The following is an 18951-nucleotide window of genomic DNA, read 5'->3' as shown; positions in this document are numbered from 1 at the left end:
GCACCGATGACGAGTGAGGCCGTTTCCGCAGCCGGGGAGAGCGCGATCGCGATCGCGATCACCGGGATCGCCTGCCGGCTTCCGATGGCCCCGGACCCGGCCGCCTTCTGGCGGCTGCTGAGCGAGGGCCGCACCGCCGTGACGGAGGTGCCCGAGGGCCGCTGGGAGACCGCCGGGGCTCCCCGGTACGGCGCGTTCCTCGACCGGATCGACCACTTCGACCCGGCGTTCTTCGGCATCTCGCCGCGTGAGGCCGCCGGGATGGACCCCCAGCAGAGGCTGATGCTGGAGCTCGGCTGGGAGGCGCTGGAGGACTCCGGTACCGTCCCCGCGACCCTCAGGGGCAGCCGGACAGGTGTCTTCGTGGGGTCGATCTGGGACGACTACGCCGCGCTGCTGCACCGGCGCGGCGCGGACGCCATCACCCCCCACACCATCACCGGGGTCAGCCGGAGCGTCCTCGCCAACCGGCTGTCCTACGTGCTCGGGCTGCGCGGTCCCAGCCTCGCGGTGGACTCCGCCCAGTCGTCGGCGCTGGTCGCGGTGCACATGGCCGTCGAAAGCCTGCGCAGTGGCGAGTCGGACCTCGCGCTGGTCGGCGGCGTCAACCTGAACATCCTCCCCGAGAGCGCCGTCGTCACCGCCCGGTTCGGCGGCCTGTCCCCCGACGGCCGGTGCCATACCTTCGACGCCCGGGCCAACGGGTACGTGCGCGGCGAGGGGGGCGGCGCGGTCGTGCTCAAGCCGCTGGAACGCGCCCTGGCCGACGGCGACCCGGTCTACTGCGTGGTGCGCGGCAGCGCGGTCAACAACGACGGCGTCACCGACGGGCTCACCGTCCCGAGCGCCGAGGCGCAGGAGGATCTGCTGCGCCGCGCGTACGCGCGGGCGGGCGTCCGCCCGGCCGACGTGCAATACGTCGAGCTGCACGGCACCGGCACCCGCCGCGGCGATCCCGTCGAGGCGGCGGCGCTCGGCGCGGCGGTGGGCACGGCCCGCCCGCAGGACCGGCCGCTGCTCGTCGGCTCCGCGAAGACCAACGTGGGCCATCTGGAGGGCGCCGCCGGGATCGTCGGGCTGATCAAGGCGGCGCTCAGCATCGGCCACCGGCGCATCCCGGCGAGCCTGAACTTCGAGACGCCGAATCCCGGAATCCCCCTGGACGAGCTGAACCTGCGGGTCCAGACCGGCCTGACCGGATGGCCCCGGCCGGACGAGCCGCTGGTCGCCGGGGTCAGCTCGTTCGGCATGGGCGGCACCAACTGCCACGTCGTCCTCTCGGGTCCCCCCACGGCGGACCGCTCCGCGTCCGGGACACGGCCCGACGCCCCGGCGGAGCCGTCCACGACACCGTGGCTGCTGTCCGCCCGCACCGAGACGGGGCTGCGGGACCAGGCCGCGCGGCTGCGGGAGTTCGCCGAGGCGAACCCGGACGCCGACCCGGCCGGCATCGCGTCGTCCCTGGCCAGCGGCCGCACGCACTTCACCCACCGCGCGGCGGTCGTCGGCGCCGACCGCGGGCGGCTGCTGCGCGGCCTCACCGCGCTCGCCGAGGGCTCGCCCGCCGCGGGCGTCCTGCGGGACACCGCGCGCGGGGGGACGGTCGCGTTCCTGTTCTCCGGGCAGGGGTCGCAGCGGCCGGGCATGGGCCGCGGGCTGTACGAGACGGTTCCCGCCTTCGCGGCCGCGCTCGACGAGGTGCTGTCGCATCTCGACCCCGGCTTGAAGGACCTGATGTTCGCCGAGCCCGGCTCGCCCGAGGCGGCCCGGCTCGACCAGACGGCGGTGACGCAGACCTCCCTGTTCGCCGTGGAGGTGGCCCTCTTCAGGCTGCTGGAGGGATGGGGCGTCACGCCCGGCCACCTCATCGGCCACTCGATCGGCGAGCTGGTCGCGGCACATGTGGGCGGCGTGCTCACGCTGCCCGACGCGTGCGCCCTGGTGACGGCGCGCGGCAGGCTGATGCAGGCGGCGCCCGCCGGGGGCGCCATGGTCTCCGTCCAGGCCCCGGAGGAGGAGGTCGCCGCGGAGCTGGGCGCGCACGGCGGCAGGGTGTCGATCGCGGCCGTGAACGGCCCGGCCTCGACGGTCATCGCCGGTGACGAGGACGCGGTGCTCGCCCTGGCGGACGCGTGGCGCGAGCGGGGGGTCAAGACCCGGCGGCTGCGCGTCAGCCACGCGTTCCACTCCGCCCACATGGATCCCGTGCTGGAGGACTTCCGCGCGGTCGCCGAGGGGCTGTCCTACCGTCCGGCCGAGATCCCGATCATCTCCAACCTCACGGGACGGCCCGCGACCGCCGAGCAGCTCGGATCCGCCGAGTACTGGACGAGGCACATCCGCGAGGCCGTCCGTTTCCACGACGGCGTGCAGGCGTTGCGCGACGCCGGCGCCACGACGTTCGTCGAACTCGGGCCGGACGCGGTCCTCACGCCGCTCGCCCACGCGTCCCTCGGCACCGGGCACCCCGTCTTCTCCGTGCTGCGCCGCGACCGGCCCGAGCCGGAATCGCTCGTCACCGCGCTGGCGCGGGCGCACACGGCCGGCGTCCCGGTCGGCTGGGACGCGGTGCTCCCCGGCGACGGCGGCGCCCGCCACGTCCGGCTGCCCACCTACGCCTTCGAGCGGCAGCGGTTCTGGCTGGATGGCGAGGACGCGCCCGCGACCACCGCGACTTCCGCAGATCCGGCGGCTCCGGCCGCTCCGGCGGCTCCGGCGGCTCCGGCGGCTCCGGCGGCTGTGACGACGGCCGCTGCCCCGGCGCCGGACGCGTCGTCACCGGCGGGGCGGCTCGCCGCGGCCCCCGAGAGCGAGCGCGAGCGCATCACCCTGGACCTCGTGCGCGCCCATGTCGCCGTCGTGCTCGGGCACGACTCGCCCGACTCCGTCGACACCGAGCGGACGTTCAAGGAACTGGGTTTCGACTCCGTCCTCGGTGTCGAGCTGAGCGGCCAGCTGGCCGAGGCGTCCGGCGTGAGCCTGCCCGACACGCTGGTGTACGACCATCCCACCCCGGTCGCGCTGGCCCGCCGGCTGCGCGCCGAGCTGCTCGGCGAGACGGACGGCGAAGCGGACGGCGGCGTCGGCGGATCGTCCCGGCGGACGGCACCCGGGTCCGGCGACCCGATCGCGATCGTGGCCATCGGCTGCCGCTACCCCGGCGGCGTCACCTCGCCGCAGGAACTGTGGGAGCTCGTCGCCGCGGGCCGCGACGCCGTCGGCGGCTTTCCGTCCGACCGCGGCTGGGACCTCAAGGGCCTCTACGACCCCGACCCCGACCGTGCGGGCACCTCGTACACCCGCCGGGGCGGGTTCCTGTACGACGCCGCGGCCTTCGACCCGGCGTTCTTCGGGATCAGCCCGCGCGAGGCGGCGGCGATGGACCCGCAGCAGCGGCTCCTGCTGGAGATCGCCTGGGAGGCCGTGGAACGCGCGGGCATCGACCCGGCCTCGCTCGCCGGCACCCGCGCGGGGGTCTTCGCGGGCGTGACCGCCCAGGACTACGGCCCGCGGCTGCACGACCCGGCCGGCGGGTCCGACGGCTATCTGCTGACGGGCTCCACACCCAGCGTGGCCTCCGGGCGTGTCGCCTACACCCTCGGGCTGGAGGGCCCGGCGGTGACGGTGGACACCGCCTGCTCGTCCTCGCTGGTCGCGCTGCACCTGGCCGCGCAGGCGCTCCGCAACGGCGAGTGCGACCTGGCGCTCGCGGGCGGCGCCACCGTCATGGCCACTCCCGGGATGTTCGTGGAGTTCAGCAGGCAGCGCGGACTGTCCCCGGACGGCCGCTGCAAGGCGTTCGCGGCGGGCGCGGACGGCACCGGCTGGGCCGAGGGCGCCGGGATGCTGCTCCTGGAGCGGCTCTCGGACGCCCGGCGCAACGGCCATCCCGTCCTCGCCGTCATCCGCGGCTCCGCCGTCAACCAGGACGGCGCCAGCAACGGGCTCGCCGCCCCCAACGGCCCGTCCCAGCAGCGGGTGATCCGCCAGGCCCTCGCCGGGGCGCGGCTCGGGCCCGGTGACGTGGACGCGGTGGAGGCGCACGGGACCGGCACCACCCTCGGCGACCCCATCGAGGCGCAGGCCCTCCTCGCCACCTACGGACAGGACCGCGACCGTCCGCTCTGGCTCGGGTCGATCAAGTCCAATATCGGGCACGCGCAGGCCGCCGCCGGGGTCGCCGGGGTCATCAAGATGGTCATGGCGATGCGGCACGGCACGCTTCCGAAGACCCTGCACGTGGACTCGCCGACACCCCGCGTCGACTGGGATTCCGGGGCCGTGCGGCTGCTCACCCAGCCCGTCCCGTGGAAGGCGGACGGGCGCCCGCGCCGGGCGGCGGTCTCGTCCTTCGGCATCAGCGGCACCAACGCCCACCTCATCATCGAACACGTCCCGGACGCCGACACGGGCGTCCGGGACGAGTCCGACGCGGCAGGGCCGTCCGTCATCGCCTGGCCCCTTCACGCGAAGAGCGAGGCCGCGCTGCGCGCCCAGGCCGGACGGCTCTACGAGCACGTCGCCGCGAGCGCCGGCGCCGAGACCGGGGACATCGGCCACACGCTGACCGCCCGCAGCCGTTTCGATCACCGTGCGGTGGTGGTCGGGGCGGACCGTGGCGAGTTGTTGTCCGGGTTGGACGCCCTGGCGCACGACCAGGAATCACCCCACGTGGTGCGCGGAACCGCCCGCAGCCACCGCAAAACCGTCTTCGTCTTCCCCGGCCAAGGCTCCCAATGGACCGGCATGGCCCTCGACCTCCGAAACACCTCCCCCGTCTTCCGCGAAAGCCTCGACGCCTGCGCCGACGCCCTGGCCCCCTACCTCGACCAGCCCCTCACCGACGCACTGGCCGACCCCGACGCCCTCCAACGCGTCGACATCGTCCAGCCCGCACTGTTCGCCGTCATGATCTCCCTCGCCCGCCTCTGGCGCCACCACGGCATCCACCCCCACGCCGTCACCGGCCACTCCCAAGGCGAAATCGCCGCCGCCTGCATAGCCGGAGCCCTCACCCTCGACGACGCCGCCAAAGTCGTCGCCCTGCGCAGCAAAGCCATCACCGCACTCGCCGGAACCGGCGGCATGGCCTCCCTCTCACTGCCCGCCGAACAAACCCGCGAACACCTGGGCCCCGGACTGTCGATCGCCGCCATCAACGGACCCGCCACCACCATCATCTCCGGCGACACCCACGCCATCGACCACCTCCTCACCACCTGCGAGGCCCAGGGGATCCACGCCCGCCGCATCCCCGTCGACTACGCCTCCCACTCCCCCCACGTCCAGCAACTCCACCAACAGCTCCTGGAAACCCTGGCCGACATCACCCCACGCCAAGCCGACATCCCCTTCTACTCCACCCTCACCGGCCAGCCCATCGACACCACCACGCTCGACGCCGAGTACTGGTACCAGAACCTGCGCAACACCGTTCAATTCCAACCCGCCATCGACACACTCACCGGCGACGGGCACACCCTGTTCATCGAGACCAGCCCCCACCCCGTCCTCATCTCACCCATCCAGGACACCACCACCGACTCCGGCGCCACCGTCATCGGCACACTGCGACGCGACCACGGCGACCTGCACACCTTCACCACCGCCCTGGCCACCGCCCACACCCACGGCGCACCCGTCCACTGGCACACCAACGGCCGCCACCTCGACCTGCCCACCTACCCCTTCCAACGCCAGCGCCACTGGATCGACGCGCCCGCGGGAACCGCGGACGCGGCGGGCCTCGGGCTGACGGCGGACGAGCACCCCTTCCTGGGGGCCGCCGTGCACATGGCGGAGGGCGACACCGCCGTGTTCACCGGGCGGATCTCCCTGCACACCCATCCCTGGCTCGCCGACCACGCCGTCACCGGCACCACCCTCCTCCCGGGAACCGCGTTCATCGACCTCGTCCTGCACGCCGGTGAGCGGGTGGGGACCGGCCGGATCGGTGAGCTGACCTTGGAGAACCCGCTGCCGCTGCCGCAGGACGGGGGCGTGTGGGTCCAGCTCTCCGTCGGTCCCGCGGACGAGGCCGCCCGCCGTCCGGTCACCGTGCATTCCCGTCGCGAGGACGGGCCCGACGACGCCTGGACGCGGCACGCCACCGGCCATCTCACCCCGGAGGGTCAGGTGCCCGATCCCCTGGCCTGGCCGACGGACGCGGAGCCCGTGGACGTCACCGGCCTGTACGAGCGCCTCGCGCGGCAGGGCTACGACTACGGCCCGGCGTTCCAGGGTGTGCGCGCCGCATGGCGTGACGGCGACGACCTCTACGCCGAGATCGCCCTCCCCGACGACACCGCCACCACCGGCTTCGGCCTGCACCCCGCCCTCCTCGACGCGGCACTGCACCTGGCCGTCGTGGCGGATCGGACCGGCGCCGGAGCCGCACCGGCGCCGCGGCTGCCGTTCTCGTGGAGCGGGGTCGGCCGTCACGGCGCGGCGGGCACCCGGCTCCGGGTGCGGGTGCGGCCGACCTCGGCGGACACGGTGGCGTTGTCGGTGTCCGACGCGGAGGGCGGCCCGGTGGCGTCCGTCGACGGGCTGGTCCTGCGGCCGGTCTCGCCCGACCGGCTGGCGCGGGCCGGACACCAGGACTCGCTGTTCACCGTCGAATGGACGGTGCCGTCCGCGCCGCCGGTGCACGCCGCCGACCGGATCGCGGTCTTGGGCGACGCAGGGTCCGGGCTGCCGGGGACGCGCTACGCCGACCTCGCCGAGCTGCTCGCCTCCGTCGGTGAGGGGGCGGCTCCGCCGGAGCTGGTCCTGCTTCCGCTGCCCGCCCACGAGGGCGGCGTCATCGGCAGGTTCCACGCGGTGGCGCGCCATGTGCTCCGGGCCGTCCAGGATTGGCTCGCCGCGAGCGCGCTCGACACCTCCCGGCTCGTGGTGGTGACGCGGCGGGCGGTGGCGGTGCGTCCGGGGGACGACGTGCCGGGGCTGGTGGAGTCGCCGGTGTGGGGGCTGGTCCGCACGGCGCAGTCGGAGAACCTCGGCAGGCTCGTCCTCCTCGACCTGGACGACGCGGGCTCGTCCCACCGGGCGGTCCCCTCGGCGCTGGCCACGGGCGAGCCGCAGCTCGCGCTGCGCGACGGGACCGCGCACGTCCCCCGGCTCGTCCGCGCCGCGACGAACGCGGTGCGGACCACGCGGTGCCTCGACCCGGACGGGACGGTGCTCATCACGGGCGGGGCGGGGACGCTCGGCGGGCTGGTCGCCCGGCATCTGGTGTCGGAGTACGGCGTCCGCCATCTGCTGCTGGCCGGACGGCGCGGGCCCGCCGCCGAGGGCGCCGTCGAGCTGGAGGCCGAGCTGATCACCCATGGCGCCGAGGTGACGCTGGCGGCCTGTGACGTCGGCGACCGGGACGCGCTCGCCGCGCTCCTGGACTCCGTCCCGGCGGAGCACCCGCTCACCGCCGTCGTGCACGCCGCGGGGGTGCTCGACGACGGCGTCATCGGCTCGCTGACGCCGGAGCGGATGGACACCGTCCTGCGTGCGAAGGCCGACGGCGCCTGGCACCTCCACGAGCTCACCCTGGACGCGGACCTGGCGGCGTTCGTCGTGTTCTCCTCGGCGACGGCCACGCTCGGGAGCCCCGGCCAGGGCAACTACACGGCCGCCAACGCCTTCCTGGACGCGCTGGCACAGCACCGGCACGCGCGGGGGCTGCCCGCCGCCTCGATGGCCTGGGGGCTGTGGGCGCAGGCCAGCGGGATGACGGGGCATCTCGGCCGCCGCGACCTCGGCCGTGTGAACCGCACCGGCCTGGTGCCGCTGTCCACCGACCAGGGCCTCGCGCTCTTCGACACGGCACTGGCGCTGAACAGCCCGCTCACCGTGCCCGCCAGGCTGGACCTCGCCGCCGCGCGGGCGCAGGCCGAGGCGATGCCCGCGGTGTTCCGGAGACTGATCCGGGGTCCGGCGCGGACGCCGGCCACCGGCGCGGGGACGGGCGCGCCGTCCTCCTGGGCCGAGCGGCTCGGGGACCTGCCGTCCGCCGAACGCGACCGCGCGGTGGGCGAGATGGTGCGCGCGCAGGTCGCGACGGTGCTGGGGCTGCCCGCCACGGAGCCGATCGAGGCCGGGCGGGCCTTCAAGGAGCTCGGATTCGACTCGCTCACGGCCGTCGAGCTGCGCAACCGGCTGAACACCGCGACCGGGTTGCGGCTGCCCGCGACGCTCATCTTCGACCACCCGACTCCGGAGGCGCTGGCGGAGTACGTCCGGGGCGAGGTGCGGGGCGACGCGCGAGGCGCCGTGCCCGCCCGGCGGGGGGCGTCGCCGGCGCCGAGCCGCGCGTCCGGCGAGCCGATCGCCGTGGTGGCCATGGCCTGCCGCTATCCGGGCGGCGTGGCCTCCCCGGAGGATCTGTGGGACCTGGTGGACGCCGGAGGGGACGCCATCGGCCCCTTCCCCGACGACCGGGGGTGGGACCTCGACCGCCTCTTCCACCCCGATCCCGACCATTCCGGCACCTCGTACGCCCGCGCGGGCGGTTTCCTGCGCGACGCGGCCGACTTCGACCCGGAGTTCTTCGGGATCAGCCCGCGCGAGGCGGCGGCGATGGACCCGCAGCAGCGGCTGCTGCTGGAGACGGCGTGGGAGGCCGTCGAGCGTGCGGGGATCGACCCGTCCGGCCTGCGCGGAAGCCCGACGGGCGTGTTCACCGGGATCATGTACAACGACTACGGGTCACGGTTCCGGCGGGCGCCCGAGAACATGGAGGGCTATCTCGGCAACGGCAGCCGGGGCAGTGTGGCGTCGGGCCGCGTCTCCTATCTCCTCGGCCTTGAGGGCCCCGCCGTGACGGTGGACACGGCCTGCTCGTCGTCGCTGGTCGCGCTGCACCTGGCCGCGCAGGCGCTCCGCAACGGCGAGTGCGGGCTGGCGCTGGCGGGCGGGGCGGCGGTGATGGCCACCCCGGCGACGTTCGTGGAGTTCAGCCGGCAGCGCGGCCTGTCGCCCGACGGCCGGTGCAAGCCGTTCTCGTCGGCGGCGGACGGCACGGGCTGGAGCGAGGGCGTCGGGCTGGTGCTGCTGGAGCGGCTGTCGGACGCGCAGCGCAACGGCCACCCCGTCCTCGCGATCGTCCGCGGATCGGCGGTCAACCAGGACGGCGCCAGCAACGGGCTCACCGCCCCCAACGGACCCTCCCAGCAACGCGTCATCCAGCAGGCACTGGCCAACGCACGGCTCACACCCCACGACATCGACGCCGTCGAAGCCCACGGCACCGGCACCACCCTCGGCGACCCCATCGAAGCCCAAGCACTCCTCACCACCTACGGACACGACCGACCCGAAGACCGCCCGCTGTGGCTCGGGTCCATCAAATCCAACATCGGCCACACCCAAGCCGCCGCAGGCATCGCCGGAATCATCAAGACCGTCATGGCCCTCCACCACGGCAGACTTCCGAAGACCCTGCACGCCGACGAGCCGACACCGCATGTCGACTGGGACACCGGGAACGTCCGCCTCCTCACCGAACCGGTCCCATGGCAGGCAGACGGCAGGCCACGCCGCGCGGGGGTCTCGGCGTTCGGTGTCAGCGGCACCAACGCCCACGTCATCGTCGAAGAGGCACCGGACGGCCCGGAGCCGGCGACCGCGCCGACCGCGCCGGCCACGCCGGGCGCGGTGACCACGGACGGTACGGACGGCGGAGACGGGCCGCCGGTGATCCCGTGGGTCCTGTCCGGCCGGACGGGTGCGGCACTGCGCGCGCAGGCGGCCCGCGTTCGGGACCGGGTCACGGCCGCCCCCGCCCTGCCCGCGGCGGACGTGGCCTTCTCCCTGGCCACCGGGCGGACCTCCTTCGAGCACCGCGCGGTCGTCCTGGGCGGGGACCGGGACGCGCTGCTGCGCGGCCTCGACCAGGTCGTCCTGGGAGAGCCCGGCCCGGTGTCGGGAGTGGTGGGCGGGGCGGGGAACCCGGTGTTCGTGTTCCCGGGGCAGGGGACGCAGTGGCCCGGCATGGCGCTCGGCCTCGCGGCTCGTTCGCCCGTGTTCTCCGAGTACCTGCGTGAATGCGCGGACGCGCTCGCCCCGCATGTGCCGTGGTCGCTGGAGGACGTCCTGCGGGACGCGTCCGCGTTGGAGGCGATCGACGTCGTCCAGCCCGCGCTGTTCGCGGTGATGGTGTCGCTGGCGCGGCTGTGGCGCTCGCACGGGGTGGAACCGGCCGCGGTGGTCGGGCACTCGCAGGGCGAGATCGCCGCCGCGTGCGTGGCCGGCGCACTGTCCCTGGAGGACGCCGCGCTGGTGGTGGCGCTGCGCAGCCGCGCGCTGGCGCGGCTCGCCGGGACCGGGGGCATGGCCTCGGTCGCGCTGCCCGCCGAGCGGGTGACCGGGCTCCTGGCGCGCTGGGCGGGGAGGCTGGACCTCGCCGCCGTCAACGGCCCCGGCTCGGCGGTGGTCGCCGGGGACCCGGCGGCGCTGGAGGAGTTCGGCGCCCTGTGCGCGGCCGAGGACGTCCGCTTCCGCCGGATCCCGGTGGACTACGCCTCCCACTCGCCCCACGTGGAGGCGATCCGCGAGGAACTGCTGGACCGGCTCGCCCCGATCCGTCCCCGCCCGGCGGAGGTGCCGCTCCACTCCACCGTCACCGGCACCGTCGTGGACGGCACCGGGCTCGACGCCGCCTACTGGTACCGGAACCTGCGGGAGACGGTGCGGTTCGCGGACGCCACCCGCGCCCTCCTCGACACGGGGCACGGCGTCTTCATCGAGGTCGGCCCGCACCCGGTGCTCGCGGTGGGCATCCAGGAGAGCGCCGACGCCGCCGGCGCGGACGTGGTCGTCGTGGGTTCGCTCCGCCGCGACGACGGCGGCCCCGACCGGTTCGCGGCGAACCTCGCCGAGGCGTACGCGGCCGGTCTCGGCGTGGACTGGCGTCGCGCGCTGCCCGGCGCCCGCCGCGTGGACCTGCCGACCTACCCGTTCCAGCGGCGGCGGTACTGGCTGGACGTGCCGTCCGGGGCGGCGGACGCCGAGGCCGCCGGGCTGGAGGCGTCCGGGCATCCGCTGCTGGGCGGCGCGCTCGACCGGGCGGGGCACCGGGAGCGGCTGTTCACCGGGCGGCTCTCCGCGCGCACCCGGCCGTGGCTGGCCGACCATGCCGTCCGGGGGACGGTCCTGCTGCCGGGGACCGCCTTCCTGGAGGCGGTGCTGCACGCCGGCCGCGAGGTCGGCTGCGACCGGGTGGAGGAGCTGACGCTGGAGGCGCCGCTGGTGCTCGGCGAGCGCGACGCCCGGCTGTGGCAGCTGGAGGTCGGCGAGCCGGACGGCGGCGGCAGGCGCGAGGTCACCGTCCACTCGCGGCCCGACGGCGCCGAGGCGGACCTGCCCTGGACGCGGCACGCCACCGGCGTCCTCATCCCGGCCGCGTCCGAGGCCCCCGCCGCCTCACCGGGCGCCACCGCGTGGCCGCCGCCCGGGGCCGTCCCCGTCGAGCTGGACGGCGCGTACGAGCGGCTGGCCGCCTCGGGTTACGAGTACGGTCCCGCCTTCCAGGGGCTGCGGGCGGCGTGGCGCGACGGCGACGAGGTCTACGCGGACGTCGCCCTCACGGCGGAGCCGGACGGCTTCGGGCTGCATCCGGCGCTGCTCGACGCCGCGTTGCACCCGATCGTGCTCGGGCTGCTCGGCGACCGCGCCGACGGACTGCTGCCGTTCTCCTGGACGGGGGTGTCGCTGCACGCCGCGGGCGCCACCGCGTTGCGCGTCCGGCTGGCGCCCGCCGGGCCCGACGCCGTGCGGATCACGGTGGACGATCCGTCCGGGCGGCCGGTCGCGACGGTGGACTCGCTCGCCCTCCGCCCGATCGCCGCGGATGCGCTCGCGGGCACGGACGCAGGTGCCGACGGCGCGCTGTACCGGCTCCAGTGGTCCCCCGCGCAGGCGCTGCCGGAGCCGGACGCGGCGGTCGGCGTCCTGGACACCGGTTCGGGCCTGGACGCGCTGCGGCCGTCGGGCGCCGTCCCGGACGTGGTCGTGGCGCCGCTGGAGCGGGGAGCCGCTCCGCGCGACGCCGTCGGACGGGCGCTGGAGCTCGTCCGGGAGTGGCTCGCGGACGAGCGGTTCGCCGACGCGCGGCTGGTGTTCCAGACGCGCGGGGCCGTGGCCGCCGGGCCCGGCGACGAGGTCACCGACCTCGCCCATGCGGCGGTCTGGGGTCTGCTGCGGGTCGCGCAGACCGAGCATCCGGGGCGGTTCGCGGTGGTGGACGCCGATGTCCCTGCCTCGGCACCGGTCGCGCGGGCCGCCTCCGAGCCGCAGTCGGCGCTGCGCGGCGGGGCCGTCCTCGTGCCCCGGCTCGCCCGGGTCCCGGAGGAGCCGCCGGAACCCGGGGTTCCGTTCGACCCGGACGGCACCGTGCTGATCACCGGTGGGACCGGGACGCTCGGGGGGCTCCTCGCCCGCCACCTGGTGACACGGCACGGCGCACGGCACCTGGTGCTCGCGGGCCGCCGGGGGCCGGACGCGCCCGGCGCGGGCGCGCTCGCCGAAGAACTGCGCGGGCTGGGCGCCGAGATCGAGCTGGCCGCATGCGACGCCGCGGACCGCGACGCGCTGGCGCGGCTGCTGGAGCGGATCCCGGCCGCACGCCCGCTGACGGCGGTCGTCCACGCCGCCGGGGTGCTGGACGACGCCCCCGTCGAAGCGCAGACGGCCGGGCGTGCCGACGCCGTCCTGCGGGCGAAGGCGGACGCCGCGTGGAACCTGCACGAGCTGACCGCCGGGTCCGGGCTCGGCGCGTTCGTGCTGTTCTCCTCGGTCGCCGGGACGGTCGGGACCGCGGGCCAGGCCGGATACGCGGCGGCCAACGCCTTCCTCGACGGGCTGGCCGCCCACCGCCGCGCGCTGGGACTGCCCGCCGTCTCGCTGGCGTGGGGCCTGTGGGAGGGGGGCGGCGGGATGACCGGCCACCTCGGCGCGGCGGACCTGGCCCGGCTGGCGCGCACCGGCATCGCACCGATGCCGGCCGTGCGCGGCCTGGCACTGTTCGACGCCGCGCTGGCCCGCGACGAGGCGGCCCTCGTCCCGTTCCGGCTGGATCCGCGGGCCCCGCGCGAGGCCGGGACGGTACCGGCCGTCCTGCGGGGGCTGATCCGGACGCCGGTCAGGCGCGCGTCCGGCGGCCCCACCCCGGCGGAGGACGCGTCGCCGCTGGCGGGACGGCTCGCCCGGCTGCCCGAGGAGGAGCGCGGCGAGGCGCTGCTGGACGCCGTGCGCGCCGAGGTGCGCGCCGTCCTCGGCCACGCGGACGCGGCGGAGGTCGCCGCCCGGCGGCCGTTCAAGGACCTCGGTCTCGACTCGCTCACCGCGGTCGAGCTGCGGAACCGGCTCGGCGCCGCGACCGGGCTGCGGCTGCCCGCGACCCTCGTCTTCGACCACCCCACGCCGGAGTCCCTCGCCGGGTTCCTGCGCACCGCACTCCTCGGCGGCGATCGCGCCGCCGCCCCAGCCGCGGCGTCCGGCCCGGCCGCGACCGGCGAGCCGATCGCGATCGTCGGGATGGGCTGCCGGTTCCCCGGCGGCGTGCGCTCCCCCGAGGCGCTGTGGAAGCTGCTGGTGGACGGCGCCGACGTGACGGGCGACTTCCCCGCCGACCGCGGCTGGGACGTGGACGCCCTCTACGACCCGGATCCCGGCAGCACCGGGAAGACCTACACGCGCCGGGGCGGGTTCCTGACCGGGGCGGCGGACTTCGACGCCGGGTTCTTCGGGATGAGCCCGCGCGAGGCCCTCGCCGCGGACCCGCAGCAGCGGCTGCTGCTGGAGACGGCGTGGGAGGCCGTCGAGCGCGCCGGGATCGACCCGTCCGCCCTGCGCGGCACCTCGACCGGCGTGTTCGCCGGGCTGATGAACAACGACTACGGCGCCCTTCCCGCCGGTGTGCCCGAGGAGCTGGAGGGCTACCTGGCCACCGGGAACACCGGCAGCGTGGCGTCCGGCCGGGTGGCGTACGCGCTCGGGCTGGAGGGCCCCGCGGTGACGATCGACACCGCCTGCTCGTCCTCGCTGGTCGCGCTGCACCTGGCCGCGCAGGCGCTCCGCAACGGCGAGTGCGACCTGGCGCTGGCGGGCGGGGTCACGGTCATGGCGACGCCGGGCTTCTTCGTGGAGTTCAGCAGGCAGCGGGCCCTGTCCCCGGACGGGCGCTGCAAGGCGTTCGCGGCGGGCGCGGACGGCGCCGGCTGGTCGGAGGGCGCCGGGATGCTGCTGGTGGAGCGGCTCTCGGACGCCCGCCGCAACGGGCACCCGGTGCTGGCCGTCATCCGCGCGTCGGCCGTCAACCAGGACGGCGCCAGCAACGGGCTGACCGCGCCCAACGGGCCGGCGCAGCAGCGCGTCATCCGCCAGGCCCTCGCGGCCGCGCGGCTCGCACCGGGCGACGTCGACGCGGTCGAGGCGCACGGCACCGGGACGACGCTCGGCGACCCGATCGAGGCGCAGGCCCTCATCGCCGCCTACGGCCAGGACCGGGAACGGCCCCTCTGGCTCGGTTCGCTGAAGTCCAACTTGGGGCACACTCAGGCCGCCGCCGGGGCCGCGGGCGTCATCAAGATGGTCATGGCGATGCGGCACGGCCTGCTCCCGAAGACCCTGCACGTGGACGAGCCGACCCCGCACGTCGACTGGGACTCGGGCGCGGTGTCCCTGCTCACCGCACCGGCCGGCTGGCCTGAGACCGGCCGCCCGCGCCGCGCGGCCGTCTCGTCGTTCGGCATCAGCGGCACCAACGCCCACCTCGTCCTTGAGCACGTCCCCGACGCCGAGGAGGAGGTGACGGACCGGCCCGCGACGGCCGGGGGCCCGCTGCCGTTCCCGGTCTCCGGCCATGACGAGGCGGCGCTGCGGGCGCAGGCCCGGCGGCTGCTGGACCACCTGGCCGGGGACCCCGGCCCCGCCATGGACGACCTCGGCCTCTCCCTGGCCACGACCCGGCCCTCGCTGCCGGAGCGGGCGGTGCTGGTCGCCTCCGGCCGGGACGGGCTCCGGGAGGGCCTGGCCGCGCTGGCGGCGGGCGAGCCGTCGCCGTCGGTGGCCCGGGGCGGCGGCACCGGCAAGGCCGCGTTCATGTTCACCGGGCAGGGCAGCCAGCGGCCGGGGATGGGCCGCGGGCTGTACGAGGCGTTCCCGGTGTTCGCGGACGCGTTCGACGAGGTGACCGGCCACCTCGACGCCCATCTCGACCGTCCGCTGCGCGAGGTGGTCTTCGGCGCCGATCCCGCGCCGCTGGACCTGACCGGCCGCACCCAGCCCGCGCTGTTCGCCGTCGAGGTCGCGCTGTTCCGGCTGCTGGAGCACCACGGCGCGGTGCCCGGCCTGCTGATCGGCCACTCCGTCGGCGAGATCGCCGCCGCCCACGTCGCGGGCGTCCTCACGCTGCCCGACGCCGCCGCGCTGGTCGCCGCGCGCGGGCGGCTCATGCAGGCGCTCCCGCCGGGCGGGGCGATGGTCTCGTTCCAAGGACCCGAGGAGGCCGTCCGCGCGCTGCTGCCGGACGGGCGCGCCTGCGTCGCCGCGGTCAACGGCCCGGCGTCGACCGTGGTCTCCGGGGACGAGGACGCCGTCCTGGCGGCCGCCGCCGCGTGGGAGGCCCGGGGCGGGAAGGCCCGCCGCCTGCGGGTCAGCCACGCCTTCCACTCCCCGCGCATGGACGCGATGCTCGACGACTTCCGCCGGGTCGCCGAGGGACTGGACTACGGCCCGCCGCGCATCCCGGTGATCTCGAACGTGACCGGCGCGCCGGCGACCGCCGAGCAGCTCGGCTCCCCGTCCTACTGGGTCCGACACGCGCGGGAGGCCGTGCGCTTCCTGGACGGCGTGCGCGCCCTGGCCGACCTGGGCGCCACCACCCTCGTCGAGGTCGGCCCGGACGCGGTCCTCGCCCCCATGGCCGAGGAGTGCCTCGCGGGCACGACGCCGGACGGGACCGTCTCGGCGGTGGCGGCGCTGCGCCGCGACCGTCCCGAACCGGAGACCTACATGCGCGCGCTCGCGCAGGTCGCCGCCGACGCCGGCGGCGTGGACTGGGACGCCGTCTTCCCCGGCGCCCGCCGCGTCACGCTGCCCACCTACGCCTTCCAGCACCGCCGCTACTGGCTGACGCCGTCCGCCGCCGCGACGGACCCGGCACGGCTGGGGATGCGGGACGCCGGGCATCCGCTGCTGGGCGCCGCGATCGACCTGGCGGGCGGCGCGGGCCTGGTCATGACCGGCCGGGTGTCGGTGCGGGCGCACGAGTGGATCGCCGACCACACCGTCCACGGCGCCGTCCTGTTCCCCGGCACGGGGTTCGTGGAGCTGGCGGCGCGCGCGGGCGACCAGGCCGGGGGGCTCCACCTGGAGGAACTCACCCTTGAGGCGCCGCTCGTCCTGCCTCCGGACGGCTCCGCCCAGCTCCAGGTGACCGTCGCCGAGCCGGACGGGGACGGCCGGCGCCACCTCGCCGTGCACGCCCGGCCCGACGACGACGCCCCCTGGTCGCGGTACGCCTCCGGTGTCCTCACCGGCGTACCGGCGGCCGCACCGGCGCCCGCGCCCGCCGCATGGCCTCCGGCCGGGGCCGAGCCCGTGGACGTCGAGGCCCTGTACGACGGGCTCGGCGACCTCGGTCTCGGGTACGGCCCGGCGTTCCGCGGCCTGGAGGCCGCCTGGCGCGCCGGGGACACGCTGTACGCGCAGGTCGGCCTGCCGGAGGGGCAGGACGCGGCCGGATACGTCCTGCATCCCGCTCTCCTGGACGCGGCACTGCACCCGGCGGCGGGCGAAGGCGGGGGCGGGCCCGTCCGGCTGCCGTTCGCGTGGCGGGGGGTGCGCCTGCACGCGAGCGGGGCGACCTCGCTGCGTGTGCGGCTGACGGTGACCGGCGACGGCACGCTGGAGATCTCCGCCGCTGACGACGGCGGGCGTCCCGTGTTCACCGCGGAGTCGCTGGTGACGCGGCCGGTCACCGGCGAGCAGCTCGCCGCGGTCCGCGGGCCCCGGCGCGACGCCCTCTTCACCGTCGAGTGGACGCCACTGCCCGTCCCGCCGGACGCCGCATCCGCGCCCGTGCGCGGTGAGGAATGGGTGGTGCTCGGTGACGACGACCTGGGCCTTCCCGTCCGGCGCGTCCCCGACCTCGGCGCGCTCGACGGCACCGGGCCGGGCGGCACCGGGTTCGGCGGCACCGGGCGGACCGTGCTGCTGCCGCTCACGTCCCCGCCCGGCGATCCCGCCGCCGGTGCGCACCATGTCACCGGCCGCCTGCTCACCGTCCTCCAGGAGTGGCTCGCCGGCGAACGGGACGGCTCGTCCCGGCTGGTGGTCGTCACCCGGGGCGCCGCCGCCGTGGACGGCGAGGCACCGGACCCGGCGGGCGCGGCGGCCTGGGGCCTGGCCCGTTCCGCGCAGGCCGAGCACCCGGGCGGGATCGTGCTCCTCGACGTCGGCGCCGACGGGTTCCCCGCCGAGGCGGTCGCCGCGGCGCTCGCCTCGGACGAGCCGCAGCTCGCGCTGCGCGGCGGACGCGTCCTTGTCCCCCGGCTCATCCGGGCCGACGCCGACGGCGACGCCACCGGCCCGGAACCGGCCGTGCCCGTCCCAGGCGGCACGGTGCCGGTGGACGGGACGGTGCTGATCACCGGCGGCACCGGCGCGCTCGGCTCGGCCCTCGCCCGCCACCTGGTGACCCGCCACGGCGTCCGGCGGCTGCTGCTCACCGGACGCCGGGGCCCCGCCGCCCCGGGCGCCGCCGAGCTGGCCGCCGAGCTGACCGGTCTCGGCGCGTCGGTCGAGATGGCCGCCTGCGACGCCGCCGACCGCGACGCCCTCGCGGGCCTGCTCGCCGCGATCCCGCCGGACCATCCGCTGACCGCGGTGGTGCACGCCGCCGGTGTCCTGGACGACGGCGTCATCGGGGCGCTGACGCCGAAGCGGCTCGGAACCGTCCTGCGGCCCAAGGCCGACGCGGCCTGGAACCTGCACGAACTCACCCGCGACCTGGACCTGTCGGCGTTCGTGCTCTACTCGTCCCTCGCCGGGACGCTCGGCACCGCCGGGCAGGGCAACTACGCCGCCGCCAACGCCTTCCTCGACGCGCTGGCCGTGCGCCGGCACGCCGCCGGGCTCCCCGCCGCCTCGCTCGGCTGGGGACTGTGGGAACAGGACGGCGGCATGGCGGGACGCCTCGAAGGCGCCGGCCGCGACCGGCTGGCGCGCGCCGGGATCGGCCCGCTGAGCGCCGAGGAGGGCCTGGAACTGTTCGACGCCGCGCTGGCGCTCGGCCGTCCCGCCGTGGTCCCCGCCCGCTTCGACACCGCGGCCCTGCGCGCACTCGCGGCCCGGGACGCCCTGCCGCCGCCGCTGCGCGGGCTGGTCCGGGCGCCGCGCACGGCGGTCACCGGCCCCGGCCCCGACCTGGCCGGACGGCTGGCGGGACTGTCCGGGGACGAGCGGGACCGGGCGCTGCTGGACCTGGTGCGCGCCGAGGCCGCCGCTGCGCTCGGCCACCCGTCCGCGACCGCGGTCGACTCAGAGCGCGGCTTCATGGACCAGGGGTTCGACTCGCTCACCGCCGTGGAGCTGCGCAACCGGATCGGCACCGCCGTGGGGCGCAGCCTCCCCGCCACGGTTCTGTTCGACCATCCGACCCCGAACGCGCTCGCCGCGCACGTGGGCACGCTGATCGACCCTGGCACCGCCTCCGGCTCCGGCTCCGCCGAGCGGCCGCCGGTGCTCGCCGAACTCGACCGGCTGGAGGAGGGCCTGGAAACGCTGCTCCCGGACGCCGGGGCACGCGACCGGCTGGCCGACCGGCTCCGCTCCTTCCTGACCAGGCTCGACTCCGGTGCCCGGGAGCGGGCGGAGGCCGGTGACCCGATCGAGGAGGCGAGCGACGAAGAGATCTTCACCATCATCGACAACGAGCTCGGGACCGTCTGACACCTC

The 18951-nt window shown here is 76.4% G+C and carries 1 protein-coding gene; it reads left to right on the top strand.

The features are described from left to right. The first annotated feature begins 6 nt into the window (after positions 1 to 6). Positions 7 to 18945 (top strand): type I polyketide synthase, encoded by an 18939-nt coding sequence (locus AGRA3207_RS25690; protein ID WP_231329572.1) that lies wholly within the window; start codon positions 7 to 9, stop codon positions 18943 to 18945. The last annotated feature ends 6 nt before the right edge of the window (positions 18946 to 18951 follow it).

This window comes from Actinomadura graeca (genome assembly GCF_019175365.1).
In the GTDB taxonomy this organism is placed as follows: domain Bacteria; phylum Actinomycetota; class Actinomycetes; order Streptosporangiales; family Streptosporangiaceae; genus Spirillospora; species Spirillospora graeca.
Note: the sequence above shows the minus strand (reverse complement) of the source record. Positions and strands in the feature narration are given on the sequence as shown.

What these genes read in the sequence shown, in the direction of transcription:
- AGRA3207_RS25690 (WP_231329572.1), top strand. Translation starts at nt 7, where the DNA reads ATGACGAGTGAGGCCGTTTCCGCAGCCGGGGAGAGCGCGATCGCGATC.